Origin of the sequence: Rhodopirellula bahusiensis, assembly GCF_002727185.1 — a bacterium.
Classification (GTDB): Bacteria; Planctomycetota; Planctomycetia; order Pirellulales; family Pirellulaceae; genus Rhodopirellula; species Rhodopirellula bahusiensis.
On the sequence record NZ_NIZW01000018.1, the window covers coordinates 54,876 to 71,102 of the forward strand.

At 56.6% G+C, this 16,227-nt stretch carries 13 protein-coding genes and 1 pseudogene; 6 read left to right on the plus strand and 8 right to left on the minus strand.

Translation table 11 applies throughout. The features are described 5' to 3' along the window. Positions 1 to 104: 104 nt before the first annotated feature. Positions 105 to 435: pseudogene (locus tag CEE69_RS33300) on the minus strand (hypothetical protein). Next, the gene (locus tag CEE69_RS21370; RefSeq protein WP_099262649.1) at positions 419 to 880 is read right to left on the minus strand and encodes a hypothetical protein; all 462 of its coding nucleotides are present in this window, start codon (positions 878 to 880) and stop codon (positions 419 to 421) included. The pseudogene CEE69_RS33300 and the gene CEE69_RS21370 overlap by 17 nt, the downstream one beginning before the upstream one ends. A gap of 294 nt (positions 881 to 1,174) precedes the next feature. On the opposite strand from CEE69_RS21370, the gene CEE69_RS21375 reads away from it, so the two are divergent. The 3 genes from CEE69_RS21375 (at position 1,175) to CEE69_RS21395 (ending at position 3,752) form a co-directional block, all read left to right on the plus strand. Continuing rightward, a complete protein-coding gene (locus tag CEE69_RS21375; protein WP_158231057.1) occupies positions 1,175 to 1,453 on the plus strand; it encodes a hypothetical protein in 279 nt (92 codons plus the stop codon). Between the two features lie 638 nt (positions 1,454 to 2,091). Then, entirely contained in the window at positions 2,092 to 2,520 is a 429-nt protein-coding gene (locus CEE69_RS21390; RefSeq protein WP_099262653.1) for a SufE family protein, read from the plus strand. Beyond that, positions 2,517 to 3,752 carry an aminotransferase class V-fold PLP-dependent enzyme gene (locus CEE69_RS21395; protein WP_099262654.1) on the plus strand — a complete coding sequence of 412 codons (1,236 nt, stop codon included), beginning with the start codon at positions 2,517 to 2,519 and terminating at the stop codon, positions 3,750 to 3,752. Before CEE69_RS21390 ends, CEE69_RS21395 begins: the two co-directional genes overlap by 4 nt. A gap of 212 nt (positions 3,753 to 3,964) precedes the next feature. Here the strand turns inward: CEE69_RS21395 and CEE69_RS21400 are convergent, their stop codons facing one another. From CEE69_RS21400 to CEE69_RS21415, 3 genes are all read right to left on the minus strand, one after another. After that, the gene (locus tag CEE69_RS21400) at positions 3,965 to 4,978 is read right to left on the minus strand and encodes a zinc-binding alcohol dehydrogenase family protein (protein WP_099262739.1); all 1,014 of its coding nucleotides are present in this window, start codon (positions 4,976 to 4,978) and stop codon (positions 3,965 to 3,967) included. 247 nt (positions 4,979 to 5,225) lie between these two features. Next, a complete protein-coding gene (locus CEE69_RS21405; protein WP_099262655.1) occupies positions 5,226 to 6,569 on the minus strand; it encodes a Gfo/Idh/MocA family protein in 1,344 nt (447 codons plus the stop codon). Positions 6,570 to 6,796: 227 nt separating this feature from the next. Then, entirely contained in the window at positions 6,797 to 7,999 is a 1,203-nt protein-coding gene (locus tag CEE69_RS21415) for a hypothetical protein (protein ID WP_099262657.1), read from the minus strand. 391 nt (positions 8,000 to 8,390) lie between these two features. Here CEE69_RS21415 and CEE69_RS21420 point away from each other — a divergent pair, with 391 nt between their 5' ends. After that, positions 8,391 to 9,746, plus strand: a complete 1,356-nt coding sequence (locus tag CEE69_RS21420; RefSeq protein ID WP_233215497.1) for a hypothetical protein — start codon at positions 8,391 to 8,393, stop codon at positions 9,744 to 9,746. A gap of 2 nt (positions 9,747 to 9,748) precedes the next feature. Here CEE69_RS21420 and CEE69_RS21425 read toward each other — a convergent pair whose 3' ends face one another. Then, positions 9,749 to 10,642 carry a glycerophosphodiester phosphodiesterase gene (locus tag CEE69_RS21425; protein WP_099262659.1) on the minus strand — a complete coding sequence of 298 codons (894 nt, stop codon included), beginning with the start codon at positions 10,640 to 10,642 and terminating at the stop codon, positions 9,749 to 9,751. 6 nt (positions 10,643 to 10,648) lie between these two features. Beyond that, the gene (locus CEE69_RS21430) at positions 10,649 to 12,067 is read right to left on the minus strand and encodes a DUF1598 domain-containing protein (protein WP_233215498.1); all 1,419 of its coding nucleotides are present in this window, start codon (positions 12,065 to 12,067) and stop codon (positions 10,649 to 10,651) included. A 501-nt stretch (positions 12,068 to 12,568) separates the two neighbouring features. Here CEE69_RS21430 and gnd point away from each other — a divergent pair. After that, complete coding sequence (gene gnd / locus CEE69_RS21440; protein ID WP_099262662.1) at positions 12,569 to 14,047, plus strand: decarboxylating NADP(+)-dependent phosphogluconate dehydrogenase; 1,479 nt, start codon at positions 12,569 to 12,571, stop codon at positions 14,045 to 14,047. Here gnd and CEE69_RS21445 read toward each other — a convergent pair. After that, entirely contained in the window at positions 14,044 to 15,234 is a 1,191-nt protein-coding gene (locus CEE69_RS21445) for a hypothetical protein (RefSeq protein WP_233215499.1), read from the minus strand. The two genes, gnd and CEE69_RS21445, sit on opposite strands and share 4 nt — an antisense overlap. Before the next feature lie 319 nt (positions 15,235 to 15,553). Here CEE69_RS21445 and CEE69_RS21455 point away from each other — a divergent pair, with 319 nt between their 5' ends. Continuing rightward, positions 15,554 to 16,222 (plus strand): HEAT repeat domain-containing protein, encoded by a 669-nt coding sequence (locus CEE69_RS21455; RefSeq protein ID WP_233215500.1) that lies wholly within the window; start codon positions 15,554 to 15,556, stop codon positions 16,220 to 16,222. The last annotated feature ends 5 nt before the right edge of the window (positions 16,223 to 16,227 follow it).

Genomic DNA, 16,227 nt, shown 5'->3' on the forward strand with positions numbered 1-16,227 from the left:
AAGGGGTTCTCCTTCCGCCACGTCAGTCTTCGAATCGAGAGCGTGACGCTTCTGAATTTGCAATGCGAAACCGATGCGTGCTGCCCATCGCGGATTGCGCGTCTTTATGAACGATCGCACTCGAGTCGTTTCGGCAAGTTCTGTTGCATCTTTGGAAGAGCGAGTCGCATCCCGCTGAGCTCAGATTTTGAAATGCCCTTGAGCGTTGCTTTCCCCAAGTCATCCAGCAACGGCAGGACAGATCATTTGAGATGCCAATTCGCTCCTGGAGCGTGGATTGCCAGCGTCAGGCAACGTGATCAAGGTCTGTGTTTCTTCCGGTGAAAATGGCCAATCTGCGTTCTTCAACACCGACGCCATTTCAGATCGAATCAGAGAGGCGACGCGCCCAATCGCGAATCCGGGCGAGGACTCCGAATCAAACTGCGTTTGCATCCTTCATTGGATCGGGAAGCGAACTCGTATTTTGGGCAGCGAAGATCGGTCGATACCAATCGAAATAGCAGTAAAGCAGAAACACACATGCCCCGAAATCCGGTAGCCCAATCACCAAGAATTGATGAGCAAATAGCGTCACATAGAGCAGGATGTTGAACGCGTACGGAAGTGACATCAGGATCGCGAGTGGGGCGGTGCGTGGAAAGAACATCAACCCGCCCGCGATTGTCTTGAACAGGCCCACCCAAAAGATCAGGTAGCCCGTTGCCTGGAGTGCAATCATGAACCGCCCCACTTCGTCAGGCGTTTGATCGACCGGGTACCCGTTCAATCCAAACCCCATCGTCATGATTCCCGTGCCGAACAGGAAGAGCGCGAAGAGATTCCGCACAACGAACGCGAGACGGGGAAGTCGAACGTGACGAGTTTCCAATGAGCTCATCTTTCTGCACCGTTAGAGTTGCGATTTCACGTTGACCGACCAGTCAACCAAACGGGCGTGCGTGTAGGGCGCACCCGTTTCCAAAAGCCATCTACCTGTACTCTACAGCCACTGGCGATTTAGTCAACTCTCAAAATCGAATTTGTCAAATCCCGGATCCAACAGCCTTGGTGGATGTGAGTTGTCGCTCGCTGCAATGGACACTGAAGCGGGAACCACCCGTCCCGAATCGGGAAACCCGAGGAATGCGGCGACCCTGAAACGCTTCACCAAGCCGTGGAACAAATCGAAGAAATGGGTAGCAAGATCACGACAGCGTTCGCCAGCGGCAAACCGAACGACGCGCATGGCGAACTTCACGAAATTGGACACTTGATCGAATGCCTGCCAGAACTGGCGAAGAAGGCTGATCTCTCGAGCGAACAGCAGGACACTGTGAGCGAGGCCACGGAAGCACTCATGAACGCGTTTGGAGAACTCGACAACACGCTTCACGGTGGCGAAGAAGTCGACGTCGATATCGTCTTCGAGAAGATTTCGACGCAGCTCAAGACCCTTCAGCCAATGCTTTGATTCGGTTGGCGCAATTCCCTTCTTTTCCCCCCACGAGCCGACGCTGTTTTGATGCAGCCTCGGCTCATTTTCGTTGGTGGCCGGCCGCTATCGACCGCACGCCGGAACCCAAACCCAGAATTTCTGAACACAAATTCGTGCTTGGCAAATCACCGTTTCAAACGGCCTTCATCAGCCGACGGACATTAGGCCCGGTTGCGTCTCGAAATCCGGTGCGAACGCTCATCGGCTAATAATTGCCATTCGGTATACGACTAAATCAACAACCCGTCACGCGGTGGGATGAGGTGGTGACGCGGAGCAGAGTTTCTCGCGGGCGGCATTCGCAGGATGCTGCGAGCATGGCCCCGCATCTATGCACGCACGTATAGTTTTGCTGGGCAGGCAATCGTTGTGCTGGCAAGCGATGTGCTGACGGCGGATTGGATGTTGCTCGAGTGGCCTTCCACGTCAACACTGCAGCGGTCACCAGGCCGGTCGGAACAAATTGTCCTGGGTGAGCCCCTTCAATCGGGCGGAATCGGCCGGTCCACGCAGCTTTCCAAGATCGTGTGACCTATTGGAATCGGCGTTTCTGCGTCAAACTAGGGAAGTGAATGCAGCGAAGAAGGCGAAACCACAAACAGAGGTAGATTGGATTGCAAGATTTAACGATCGAAGAATTGTACGAGGAATTCGAGGACTTGCCCGATTGGGACGAGCGTTGTGATTACTTGATTGACCTGGGTTTCAGCTTGCCTGAGTTGCCCGCGGAATCCAAAACCGAGGAAAACCGAGTTCATGGCTGCCAGAGCAATGTTTGGTTGGTTGCCGACATCAAAAAGTCCAACCCACCGACTGTGGAGTTTCTGGCGAACAGCGATGCTGTGATCGTCAACGGTTTGATTGCGGTGATCGCAGCGTTGTATTCCCGCAAGACACCGCAGGAGATCATCTCGATCAATGCCGAAGAGGCGTTCAAGAAACTGGGACTCGAGCGGCACCTCAGTCCGCAACGACGGAACGGGCTGTACAGCATGGTCCAACGCGTTCGAGAACTAGCCGTCCAGGCAGAGGCCCAATCATGATTCCACTCGACATCGAAGCCGTCCGCGGCGACTTCCCGATTCTGCAGAAACCGCTTCCCAAGGGTTTGCCGCTTGTCTATCTCGACAGTGGAGCGTCGGCGCAAAAGCCACAGTGCGTCATCGATAAAGAACGAGAGGTCTACGAGAACTATTACGCCAACGCGTATCGCGGCGTGTACCGATTTGGTGCGATCGTTGACGAGGAGCTCGAAGGTGCACGCGAGAAAGTCCGGCAGTTCATCCGTGCCGAACACTCCGACGAGATCGTTTTCACCTCCGGCTGCACGATGTCGTTGAACCTGGTCGCCAGTGGCTGGGGAAAGCGAAACCTGAAAGCCGGCGACGAGATCCTCATCAACGAGATGGAACACCATGCGAACTTCGTTCCTTGGCAACAACTCGCCGCGCAAACGGGAGCGACATGCCGCTTTCTCCCGCTGACCGATGATGGTCGTTTGGAAATGGCCCGCATCGGCGAAGTGCTGAGCGACAAAACCAAAATTGTGGCGGTCACCGGCATGTCGAACATGCTCGGCACGCTCAACCCGATCGATGAACTCGCGAAAAAAGCTCACGACGCCGGCGCGGTGATCGTTGTCGACGGAGCGCAAAGCGTTCCTCACGAGCACACTGATGTTGTCGCCAGCGGGATCGACTTCTTGGCGTTCTCGGGACACAAGTTGTACGGGCCGAGCGGCGTTGGCGTGCTGTATGGAAAACGCGAACTGCTCGAACAGACCGCCCCGATCCTATTCGGCGGTCACATGATCGATCGCGTATACAAAGATCACTCCACATGGGCTTCTTCTCCCGCCAAGTTCGAAGCGGGAACGATTCAGATCGCTCAAGCGATCGCGTTGGGCGCGGCGATTGATTACATGGGCACGCTCGGAATGGACAAGGTCCAGGAACACGAGCGGAATGTGCTTGAATACGCCTACAATCGTCTGCAAGAAATCCCCGGCATGCGGATCTATGGTCCTGGCGTCGAGCACCGAGGAGCGATCACCAGCTTCACAATCGACGGAGCCCATCCGGAAGACTTGGCGCAATTACTCGATCGAAAGGGTGTCTTCGTCCGGCATGGTCACCACTGCACGATGCCGCTTCACGATCTGCTGGGCGTCAGCGCGACTGTGCGAGCAAGCTTCGGAGTTTACAACTCGCGTGACGACGTTGACGCTCTGATGGATGCGATCCAGTTTGCCTGCCAACGGTTGCGTTTGACCTGAATCGATTAGCCATCAGCAGCCGGACCGTTGCCTAACGGCCGAACAGTTGCCCCGACTCAACCGCTGTCGTTTGAGCCGACGCCGTCGCATTCGAGACCAACCAGACGGCAAGCAATGCTGTCATCGCAAAAAAGGGTTGGGCGATAGTCTTGAGATACATGATTTGTTGCCTCATCCACTACGAAGTTTGACGACTGTTCTTCTTGCGTTGCTTAGAAACCTTCCAGCACGATCTTGCCGCGAGCGGTGTTGCTCTCGATCTTCGCATGGACTTGCTTCAAGTTGGCGGCGTTGATCTTGCCCGCCGTTTCCGTTGCGGTGGATCGAATCTTCCCAGCGTCTACCAACGAGGCAACTTCATTGAGCAATTTGCGTTGCTGGTCCATGTCGGGTGTGCCAAACAGCGATCGAGCGAACATGAATTCCCAATGCAACGACAGTGCTTTTTGTTTCAGCTTGCTAACATCAAGGTGCGGCGGATCATCGATCAATCCGAAACGTCCCTGCGGTGCCATCAACTCGACAATGTCTTCGAGATGTTGGTCGGAGTGAGTTGTTGAGAACACAAAACCGGGGTCGCCGATTCCGAGTGCCTTCACCTGCGGCGCCATCGGCTGACGATGGTTGATGGCGTGATGCGCACCAAGTTCACGGACCCAGTCTTGGGTTTCGGGCCGCGAAGCGGTGGCGATGATCGTCATGTCCGTCAACGCTCGCAGCAATTGAATCGTGATCGAGCCAACTCCTCCTGCACCGCCCACGACCAGGATCGTGTCGCCACCCTGAGGCGTTGGACGTTCCACATCGAGCCGATCGAACAACATCTCCCACGCGGTGATCGCGGTCAGTGGCAGCGCCGCGGCCTCGGTGTCGCTCAAGGTAGAAGGCTTGTGCCCGACGATGCGTTCATCGACCAGGTGAAACTCACTGTTTGTGCCCGGGCGTGCGATCGACCCCGCATAGAAGACTGCATCTCCGGGTTGAAAACTTTCCACTTCCGGACCAACTGATTCGACCACGCCAGCCGCATCGAACCCAAGCACCCGCCATTCGCTGCCTTCCGGGGAAGTTTTGCTGCGGACTTTCACATCCACGGGATTGACCGAAACCGCGTGGACCTTGACCAGCAGATCACGACCTTCCGCAGTGGGTTTTTCAAGCGTGATGTTTTGCAAAGAGTCGTCCCGGTCGATTGATCCAGGAGTCTTGTATGCAACGGCTTTCATCGTGGTGTTCCTGCTTGTGGTCGCCCGACCGCGAGACACAGCAAACGCAACCGATGCGAAAACGCGTTCCAGTCGAACGGCGTGATCCGTTCCCAGCAGGCAGCGACGTGCAATCCGCATCGCCGCTCCGTGCTTTTGGATTCATCGTAGGACGTCCCTCGAGCCCGACAAGTACGCACATTTCCGGCTCATAGGCACAGAACGAATACCATCAGCGAGGAGATTGGTGTGACCAACTTCCAACAACCTAGATCCAGTTCGGTTCCCAGCCTTTGCGGTAAGGCTTGGAGATCCATTGCTGGGCTTCCGCGTGATTGGTGATCTTCATCGCCTCCGCATCCCACTGCAGTTTTTGACCTGGGAAGCGGATCCCAATGGTTCCCAGCAAGACCGTCTCCGTCAGCGGCCCCGCGTAATCGAAGTGCGAAGTTGTTTCTCCCATTCCGCGACAAGCGTCCGCCCACTGGGTGTAGTGGTCGACGGAAGGGATCACCGGTAGATCGGCAGCAACGGATTGATCAGGCCGATAGAGCTGCGGCATCGCGACATGTGGAATCACCAACGTGCCTTTGTCGCCAACCAGCACCGAGCCCGCGCCCGGCAGTTTCGCGTCGCTTGGAATGTGAGCCAGCGTCTCTCGCGGCGGCGACACGCCAACACCGTCGTACCAGGTGACCGGCAGCGTTGATCCCGCCGTGTACTTCGTACCAGGAAACTCGTACTGCACCGTTGCTCGATCGGTCCATGTCTCTGGCATCAGCTCGGGTGCATCGACCGTCAACTTCGTCGGCGAACGAATCTCCAGTGCTTTGAAGACCGGATCCAAGATGTGGCATCCGAAGTCACCCAACTGCCCGGTGCCGTAGGCTTGCCATCCTCGCCAATTGAACGGGTGATACATACCAATCTTGTAGGGACGCTCGGCAGCAACGCCTTGCCACAAGTCCCACCGCACGTTCGCCGGAACCGGATCGCTCTCGCTTGGACGCGGAATGTGTCGAGGCCAGGACGGTTGGCCACCTTGCCACGAATGCACCTCGCGTACCTTGCCGATCATTCCTTCATGAACCAAGTGAACGGCTGTGCGATAGGCTGAGTGCGATTGAATCTGATTGCACATCTGCGTCACCACGCCGAACTTGTCGGCCGCCCTTCGCATCTGGCGGGCTTCCAAGACGGTGTGGGTCAAAGGCTTTTGACAAAACACGTTCTTGCCCAATTGCATCGCCGCGAGCGAGATTGGTGCGTGCATGAAATCAGGCGTGGAGACCAAGACACCTTGCAGATCACTGCTTTCATCAAGCAACTGACGCCAATCATCGTACTGACGTGCCGCGGTGAACCGATCGGCAGCCTGGCCGAGGTGTTTCGCGGAACTGTCGATGTCACACAGCCCGGCCACTTCCACTTGCGGGCTGGCGGCAACCCCGAGCAAATCGCTCCAACCTTTGCCGCCGGTACCGACGCTCGCAATTTGCAGACGATCGTTGGCGCCGTAGACGCGAGAATACTGCAACGCGGGAAGCGTGATCGCTGAGCCGGCGATCGCAGCGGACTTCATGAAAGAACGTCGATTCTTGACATGACGCATGGCAAGACTCCATTTGAGGCGGGGGAGAAAGTTGAGGCGGGGAATCGCCGTAGCGATTGGACTCGCATCATACCTCATCCGCCGACGTCAGACGCACCAAGCGATCAAATGCACCAATCGAAGATCGATCCAATGAAACGCCACGACTCAACGCAAAAAGCCGACGAGGTGAATTCACCTCGCCGGCTTCAATGATGTGATCAGCTAGCAGTGGGACGGTGTCGGAATTAGCGGTTCAGTTCGATCCCGAAGGTTCCGCCAACGGCCAGGAAGTTCTGGTCAGTGGCCCCGTAGCTCAAGTTGCTGCTGTTGCCAGCACGTTCGTTTCGCCACACGCCCTTGGCCAGATCGAGCAGTTGGAAACCGCCGCGAACGTGAATCATTTGCGTGAGTTGGTATCCAACCTCAGCTCGCACGTCGTATCCGATGAAGAACTCATCGCTGCGTTCGTACGTCACCAAGCTTTCCGAACTGAAGTAGTCGGTCACTTCTGCACCAGTGTCGAACCCATCGTAGTAGGTCGTTTCCTGCCGGGTACGTCGCATCGCATTCTGCAAGTTCAATCCGGTGAAGGCTCGGAACTCAGCTGAGTAGCGGAAGCGATTGACGAACTTAAAGTACCGGAAACCCATTTGGATGGTGTACATCTCGTTTTGAATTTCCTGGAGCTCTTCATCCAAGATTTCATATGCATCCGCGGAGACACCGAGGTCAGTGAAGTACGGTGCGGCTGAAGCAGAAGGTGCCGTGGTTGCATCCTTCGTTCGGCTGTAGTTCCGGTTGAACGCCGAGTCGTCCATCGTTACGAATCGAACGCCAAGCATGGGTTCAAGAATTCCGCCGTAGTGGTACGGCTCCATTCGCCAAGTCTTGTTGATTTCGTAGCTGTCGTATTCGACGATGTTGGTCGAACGACCAATTTCGTAGAACCGAGTGTCGTAACCGAAGTTGTTGTTGTCCGAAGTCAACACGTTCGTCCCGAACTGGCCGCCAGGAAACTCTGGCTCTCCGTCGAGTTGTTCGTCGTTCAGCCGATTGAGACGATCGAACCGAGTCACATCGGCTGCCGCGACGTCCAAGTCGGACCAACCGAACAGCCACCCGGTGTCTTTGCCCGGCGTCATGTAACCGAATTCGTATCGGTTGCCTTCGCCAAAGTCCAGTTGATAACCGTCGCCGATTCCGCTTGCTTCGTCAGGGCGTTTGCCCCACAAGTGCAGCTTGTCGTAAGTTCCGAACCAGCCCGTATGAGCCCGCTTCTTTGGCTTCGTGTCCACGATGTCAGCATCGTAGATCGGCTCGAACCATTGAAAATCTGGGTCAAACGCGAAGGGGTCCGCCAAAGCATGCTCCTGGGCAGACACCGAAGCGCCACCAGCAAATACCGCCAGGGCTGCCAATAGTTTTGCAGTCAGCTTCCGTACCGACATCGTTGTTCCACCGTCATGCTAGGAGTTGCCGTCACGTTCGATTGAGAACTCGCTCAACCAACGTCACTGCTGATCACTGTTAAGTCCCGCCGCCGCCCCACTTTTTGAGCAAACCGCATTGGGTTGTGCGGGTAGTATCGGTCCGCCGGATCGAAAAGGCTTAGCCAGATTCCCGGAGGAAACGGTAAATCCTTCAAAAACTGATCTACCCTACCTATCGAATCGAGAGGACTCCGTTGCGCAACCCGCGTATCTTTCCACCGAAATCACGACGCAATGAGCTGCCCGGAGCGAATCATGGCGAACGCTTGTAGTTCGTGTGTAGAAAGCAGAATGGCACGCTTTCGAATTGATCTTGTTGTCGGATGGCCTGGATCGGCACAATCCCCCCATGCCGACGCCCCCTTCCGAATCGCTTTCCGCGGCCGATACGCCGAACCCTTTTTCGATTGCTTTGCCTCCCGCCAGCGGAGCGAAGCAGCGGTTCGTGCACGCCCTTCAGTTCCTAGGAATTGCAGCGGCTATCACCACGGTTTGGTTGTTGGTGACAGTCTACGGCAAACAGTATTTGTTGAACCAGCTCGTCCAAGAACTGCCCACGCTCAGCGTGTCGGACAAGAATGATCGATTGTTCCAGATTGCTGGTTTCGGGATCGACGCGATTGAACCGCTGGCCGCGACTTTGATCGACGAAGAAGACTCGGTCTCGGAAGTCGCTTTTGGGCTCCTGAATCAACTTCAAAATGACTGGACCACGCTCTCTCCGGAGATGGCCGCTCGGTCGCACCAACATCTGATCGCCGGTGTTCGCGAGAATCTGAAGGCGAAGCCATTCGCGGAATGGACGCCTCGCCAAACGGCTCGGACACGTTCGTTGCTTCGCCAGACGATGCTGGAATTTGCCGGCACCGAAACGCTGGGCGAGTCAGACATGAGCACTGAACTTCGAGAGCTGATTGCAGAAGTGTCGCAAAGCTCACGGGATACGCTGGCCCAACTCGATCAATCAACACGGACGCTCGCGAAAGCTCCGGTTGCGTCTGACGAAGCAAACCAATTGCCGAGTGCTGACACGGATTCGATGTGGACGGATTGGCCACCATCGCGTCCGGTCGCAATCATCCGCTCGGGAACATCCGAATCGCAGTCCGTCCAAGTTCAAGAAACAGCGACTCGTTTGCAGTCGCCGGGAACTTCTGATCCAGACAGCGGACAACTTGAGTCAGTCCCTGAAGGAGTCACGGTACCTTTGACTCAGGTTCCAGCCACCTCGGACACTCCGGTCCACCGCGTTCCTGAAATGCCTCGACTGGCAAAGTCCACCGAAGGACGAGTCGTTCGCGTCAACGCGGAGCTGACTCAGTCTCCATTCACTGCGATGGATGACGAAACGATTCTGCGGCACCTGGGCAACCCAGACGCTTCGCTGGCCGAACAAGCTCGAGCAGAACTGACCGAGCGTGGGTTCACGAAAGTTCAGTTGGAATTTGGCACCGCAATCGCGATCGCCGAACCCCGCGATCGGATCACGCTGATCGACTCGATGCTGAAGTCCGGCGGCCTGAACGCTTGGCCGTGGCTATCAATGATGCTTGACGACAGCGACCGTCATGTTCGTTTGCACGTGCTTTCGATCTTGGCCCCGTCAAAGAACCGAACGGTCCAACAACGATTGCACGAACGACTGAAAGTCGAATCGGACCTTCACGTCGCCACGAAGATCCGCAAAGTTCTCGAACTTCGCTGACTTCAATCAGCCAAAGCGTCTCGGATGTAGGCCGGGCGATTCGTCGTGATGCTAACGAACCCTAGTTCAACCAACTGCTTGGCAACCGCGGCATCATCGATCGTCCAACCGTGCATGCCACAGCCCGTGCCACGCACGGCGTCGCAGAATGCTTCGTTGAGAACCGAACCAACCAACCCGGCTTTGACCTGAGTCCCAAACCCGGTTGCATTAGTTGACTTCAATTGGTCGGTCACGCTGCTCACGCTCGGCTTCCAACCGCCGGTCAATTGCTTCTTGTACGAAGACAACCAATTGACCTCGTAAGGCATTGTCTGACGAGCCTGGCGAACGACTTCGGCATTGAAGCAAATGATCGTGATCTGCTCCGGTTTCAACGAGCATTCTTCCAATTGTTTCTTCAATGTTGGCAGGATCTCCGGCCCACATTTAATTTCGATGAAGATTCCCTTCCCATCGGGCACTGTCGCCATGACTTCCTTCAAAGTTGGGATGCTTTCGCCGGCATATCGCTCGTTCTTCCAAGTGCCCACATCCAGCTTGCGAAGCTGTGCAAATGACGCTTCGGAGACCTTCAGCGAGGGTGACCCCGGTGCGGTGCGAGCAGTTGTCTTGTCATGCAAGCAAACGATTTCGCCATCGGACGAAAGGTAGAAGTCACCTTCGATCGCGTCGGCGTTTTCTTCCCATGCCAGGTTGAACGCGGACAACGTGTTTTCCGGTGCGGAATGCGATGCCCCGCGATGCGCAACGATTAACGGCATCGTTTGTGGCCGCCCAGTGCTTTCGTTTCCGCTGGCGTCCTTAGGCGACGCGAAGCTGAAGCATGCGACAAAAGAAAACGCCGCCGCGAAACGAGCCGCGACGGCGAAGAGAGTTGTATCAGTCGATTTCATCTTGAATCAGTCCCACCACCATTGGCCGGGTGCCAATTGATCTGGCCCCGAGGAATGTTTGACCTGCACATGCTGGCCTTCGGTGTCGATTGTGACGCGGTCCTTCTTCAGTGCAATCCGTGGCTGGACGTTGACGCCGCCACCCAACGGAGTCATCAAAGTGTTGCCTCTCCAGATCGCATTCACAGCGGTTTCGACCTTCTCTGGAGCCGTGTAAGTCTGCACGCTGACCTTGCCCTCATCGCCCAAAACGGGCATGTCCCAGTTGGCTTGGCCGTAGAAGTCTTGCTCGTGGATGTAGGCGGCTGCGATCGACAAATCGATCAACTGACGCAGCTCAGCGTAAACGCGAACGCGGTCAGCGATTTGGTTGTACTTCTCGGTGAACTCTTTCGTGAACGCTTGGCTGGCACGATTCACTCGGCCGGTCCCGACGCGAGCACCGTCGCCTTGAACACGCTCATTGGCACCAACCAATTGAACGCCACGCTCATTGATTCGCATTGCCAGGTTGTCTTCGCTGACCGACACGCCGTCGTAGTTGGGTTGGAAGTACCAACGTTCCATTGAATTGGCTGAAACGGTGACGGGGTTGGTGCGAGAAACGTAGCTGCGAACGGGAACGGGCAGTTGTTCCAAACCAATGCCGATCAACTTCATTCGATAGTCGGCTTCCACCAACACGCGAGCGAAGTGGCTGGCGGCTGGGATGCCTTCGATCGAAACCGTTTGCAGCCCGAGGTTTTCTTTCAGTCCACGAACGAGTTGCAGTGTGTCACCACGTCCGGCCCGGCCACCGACTCGCATCAGGAACTGCTGCATTCGCTGCAAACCCTCTGGGGTTGGATCGATCGACACCGAGATCACTCGGGCAGGCTTGCCTTGTGGAGGAAAGGCTCGCAGAGCAACGACGACATCTTCCAACAGAACGCTGGGACGTCCCGACTGCATGCCGACGAAACGTTCGGTTGCATCGGCGACGTAACCTTCGGCTGGACCAGCCAAAACGATGTCGTTGGAATCGGGATAGAAGAACACGTACTCAACCGAAGTCAGCCCGGCCATTGCCAGCATCTCACTTGGGAGCGGACGATCCGCTTCGACGTATTCAGAAATGGCTGCTTCCAAACGGTTCAGCGAGACTTTTCGCAGTTTGCTTGTTTCCATCGACTCGCCGGGAGTCGCATTGGCTCGCGACTGCATCCACTGCTGGCGAGCCAGACGCGGGTCGATTGTCCGAACTTTTAGGACGCCGGTCGCATCGACATCCACACCGGCGGGCTGGGTGCCGAAGTTATTTGTGACGTCTCCGCCGCCACCGCCGTCCTGGCCAAAGCTGGAGGGTGCCAGAGCAGTCGCCAACAACGCTGCGAACGCGAAACTGGCCAAGGTGCGAATTCGAGAGTGGCGATCGATCAGTCGCATCGGTGGATTCTTTTGCAGAGAAGAACGTCGAGGGTGAGAATGAGGGCCGACATCAATCGGATTCCGACCGGCAGCCGACGATCAGTCTAATAACGGACGCCGGAAACCTCAACGAAATTCCTGATTGGCTTTTCCTGTGTGATTCAATCGCCGGGTTTCGGAATCTCAGCCGCAGTGCGTTCGCAGCGTTTTCCACGATCCAACCGGGCCTGACGGCCAACGGCTGATGGGTGCAGTTTAGAAAGTGATTTGTCCCGGCTGGCTGCTCTCCGGGACGTCTGGTCAACGCGGGCGAGTGCCGAGAATGGGCGGGTTGCGACGGTTGAAACGCTTGAGAGCCAGAGTGTATGGAGCCAAACGCGGGGTACAAACCTCGCATGGGCCTTTTCGCCGTGCCCCAGTCATTTACACTGCTGGCCCGCGTGAGCCGCTGCGGCACGCTTGGATTGCCGCACCCCGGGTTGTCACGTCCCCGTCAAACACACGAACAAAAGTACAGCTATGAGTGGTGATTGTGATTTCGGCCTGATTGGTCTGGCCGTCATGGGCGAAAATTTGGCCTTGAACGTCGAGAGCCGCGGCTACAAAGTCGCCGTTTACAACCGCACCACCTCCAAAGTTGACGCTTTGATGGAAGGTCGTGCGAAGGGCAAGAACTTCGTCGGCTGTCACTCGATCGAAGAATTCGTCAAATCAGTCAAACGGCCTCGCAAATTGATGATGCTGGTCAAAGCCGGCCCCGCCGTCGACGCGTTGATCGAGCAACTTTTGCCGCACTGCGAACCCGGCGACATCATCATCGACGGCGGCAACGAGTACTACGTTCACACCGAACGTCGCACCAAACAAGTCGAAGCTGCGGGATTGTTGTACGTCGGTTGCGGCGTCAGCGGTGGCGAAGAGGGTGCCCTGAAGGGTCCTTCGTTGATGCCCGGCGGCAGTGCCGACGCGTGGCCTCACATCAAAGAAATGTTCCAATCGATCGCGGCGAAGGTCGGCCCGAACGACGACATCCCCTGCTGCGAATGGCTGGGTGCCGGCGGTGCGGGCAACTACGTCAAAATGGTTCACAACGGAATTGAATACGGCGACATGCAGTTGATCTGCGAAGCCTATCAATTGCTCAAAGAGCTCGGCGGTTTGTCCAACGACGAACTGTACGACGTCTTCGACGAATGGAATCGCGGTGACCTGCAAAGCTACTTGATCGAAATTTCACGCGACATCTTCAGCGTTAAAGACGACCAGGGCGGCGACGGCTACCTCGTCGACCAAATCATGGACGTCGCTGGTGCGAAGGGCACGGGCAAATGGATGAGCCAATTGGCTCTCGACCTCGGCGTTCCTAGCACGCTGGTCACAACCGCCGTGTTCGCTCGCGGATTGTCAGCACAGAAAGAAGCACGGACTCGTGCCAGCAAGACTCTCAACGGTCCTGCTGAATCGGCCAACCCAGAAATGCGTGCGATCGCTCAATCGCTGGTCGGCGACCGAGCTGAATTCGTCGAAGCGGTTCGCCAAGCTCTCTACGCTTCGAAAATCGTTTCCTACGCACAAGGCTTCGTTCAGCTGCAAGCCGCATCGGCCGAGCACAACTGGGGCTTGGATTACGGTGCCGCTGCGTTGCTGTGGCGAGGTGGCTGCATCATCCGTGCACAATTCCTCGATCGCATCAAAGAAGCATTCGATGCCGATCCAAACCTGGAAAACTTGCTGCTGGCAAAATACTTCGAAGATGCGGTCGAAAACGCACAAGAGAAGTGGCGAAAGGTTGTCGCGGTTGCGTCGATCATGGGCATTCCCGTCCCCGCGTTCAGCACCGCGCTTTGCTACTACGACGGATACCGCATGGAACGCTTGCCAGCCAACATGCTGCAGGCCCAACGCGATTACTTCGGTGCCCACACTTACCAGCGATTGGACAAGGAAGGCACCTTCCACAGCGAATGGATCCAGCTTCGCAAAGAGCCCAAGGCTTAGTCTTTCGGCAAACTGACGCGAACGACTTGGTCACCCCAGACGACGTGCAAGTTGGCTTGATCGGCAATTGATTGAGCCAACTGCTCGAGGGTTTGTTTGGTCGCATCCAAACTCACGATCGTCTGGCTTCTCAGCTTGGCATCCTCGTCGATGGCCAGCTTCTTCGCCGCCGCGCCAGCGAATTGTTGCAACACTTCGTTGGCTGGTTTGTTGAGCAGCTTTAGATCGTAAGTGGCTTCGCGTCCGGAAGCCGCGATTTGGGCCGGTGCCGCAGCAGCATTCCACTGAGCAGCGAGCGCCGCACGGTGCCCGGCCGGATTCGTGTGAACTCGCAACGACTTCTTGCGAGTCTTTGGATCGCGTCCCGAACGGAACGACGCGGATGCATCCACCGCCTGAACGGCGCGGCGCACCTCGGCCTCGCTCTCTTCCGTTGGGTAGGTCATCAAAAACTTGGTGTCTCGCCAACTCGTGTCGCTGTCTTCAACCATTTCAACGCCATCGGGCAAGGACTCATCGCGCGAACGCAATCGCGCCAGTGGACTTCCTCGACGCGCTGCCATCTGAAATTCAGACAAGGCAAGCGAAGCCGCATGCCACGGATCGACTTGCTGCAAATGGATCTCTGGCCACACATCGTGAGGCAGCCATTGCAGTCCCATCGCTTGGCTAGATTCCGAGCGATCCAAATCCAGACGTCGGTTCTCGGCTTGGCCAACAATGGTGTTCAGCGTCGCCCTGGAAGACGTTCCTTGAGGCAGCTTCAAATCGATGGTTTGCTGCTTGGCGGAAGTCACCAAAGTACCGAGCGTCCGATCGATCCATTCGGGTCGCCCAACCAGCAAAATTCCCGGGATCGGAAAAGCTTCCCAGCCCAGCGGACCGGTCAGTTGGGTCATCGCCTCTGCCGCGGAGCCTCCGGCCAAATTCAGCGACACGATTTTGTTTGGGTCGACGCCGCCATCTCGCCACCAAGTCCACCTTCGGTCGGGGCTGCCGGAGCTGACCTGCGACACAATTTGGTTGATCGCCTCTTCCGCCGTTTGACCATCCAACGAAATCGTGATGACAGTCCGAGTGAACGCGGCCGCTTGTATTGGCGAATCCGCTGGCGGCTGACAAAACGCCGATAATGTCGAGCAAAAGGAAAACGTCACGCCCAACAAAGCGGCCAAAAAATGTCTCACGCAAGGTTTCCAAACCGTCCGCATGGGCAACGCTTGCATGACCGATGGACAGCCTCTTGTCGCCTGAACCACCGTGTTTTCGCGGGGTCGACACACGCTCGCGAGAGGAGAGCGAAGGTGGAAAAGCGGTTGGGATAGCATCCGACAATCCGTGCGTTGGAAAGTTCTTTTGGTGTGCCGTCTTGCCCGACAGCTTGATCGGTCTAACATCGAGAAGTCAAACCGCAGCAGCCAAATTGCAAGTGAATCGTCGGCTCCAGGCCGTTTGACCCGCCCAATCCTCCCAGACCGTCCTGACTAGCCCAAGGTGGAATCGAACGTGACAGCTCCCATCGTCCACACGACTCGCCTGGTCGCTGCTTACCGGCGATACCTCGGCTCAGCGGACGCTCCCCGATTCGCTCACGACGTAGACGAACATTACACGTCGGCCACCCTGACCGCACTCCTTTCGCGTGGCGAAGTGGAACATCGACGAGCCGCGGCGTTGGCACTGGGAATGTTGGGCGATCGCCACTCGGTCGACTTCTTGGGACGAGCTCTCTCGGATTGCGATCGCGGAGTGCGTTTGGTTGCTGACGACTCATTCCACTCAGTCATCGTTCGCGACGCGGCTCCGTTGCACCATCAAAAGCTCCTTCGAGTCATCCACCTGATCGATGGCGGCGAGTACGCCGCGGCATTGTCGCCCGCGATGGTGTTGATTGACCAAGCCCCGCTGTACGCCGAGGCTCATCATCAACTCGCGATTTGCTGGCACGGGCTGGAAGATTTTGAGAAAGCTGAAGCAGCCTATCAATCATGCTTGTGGCATTGCCGGTTTCACTACACGGCTTGGCAGAGCCTGGCCAAGGTTCGAGTTCTACTCGGCAAAGGCAACAAGGCACTCGATGCTTTGAACCGTTGCCTGGACATCAATCCCGATGTCGAAACCGCTCGCATGCAACGTCGAGTCATCCGTCGCCGTCTGCGTCAAAGCGACGTCTGAACTCG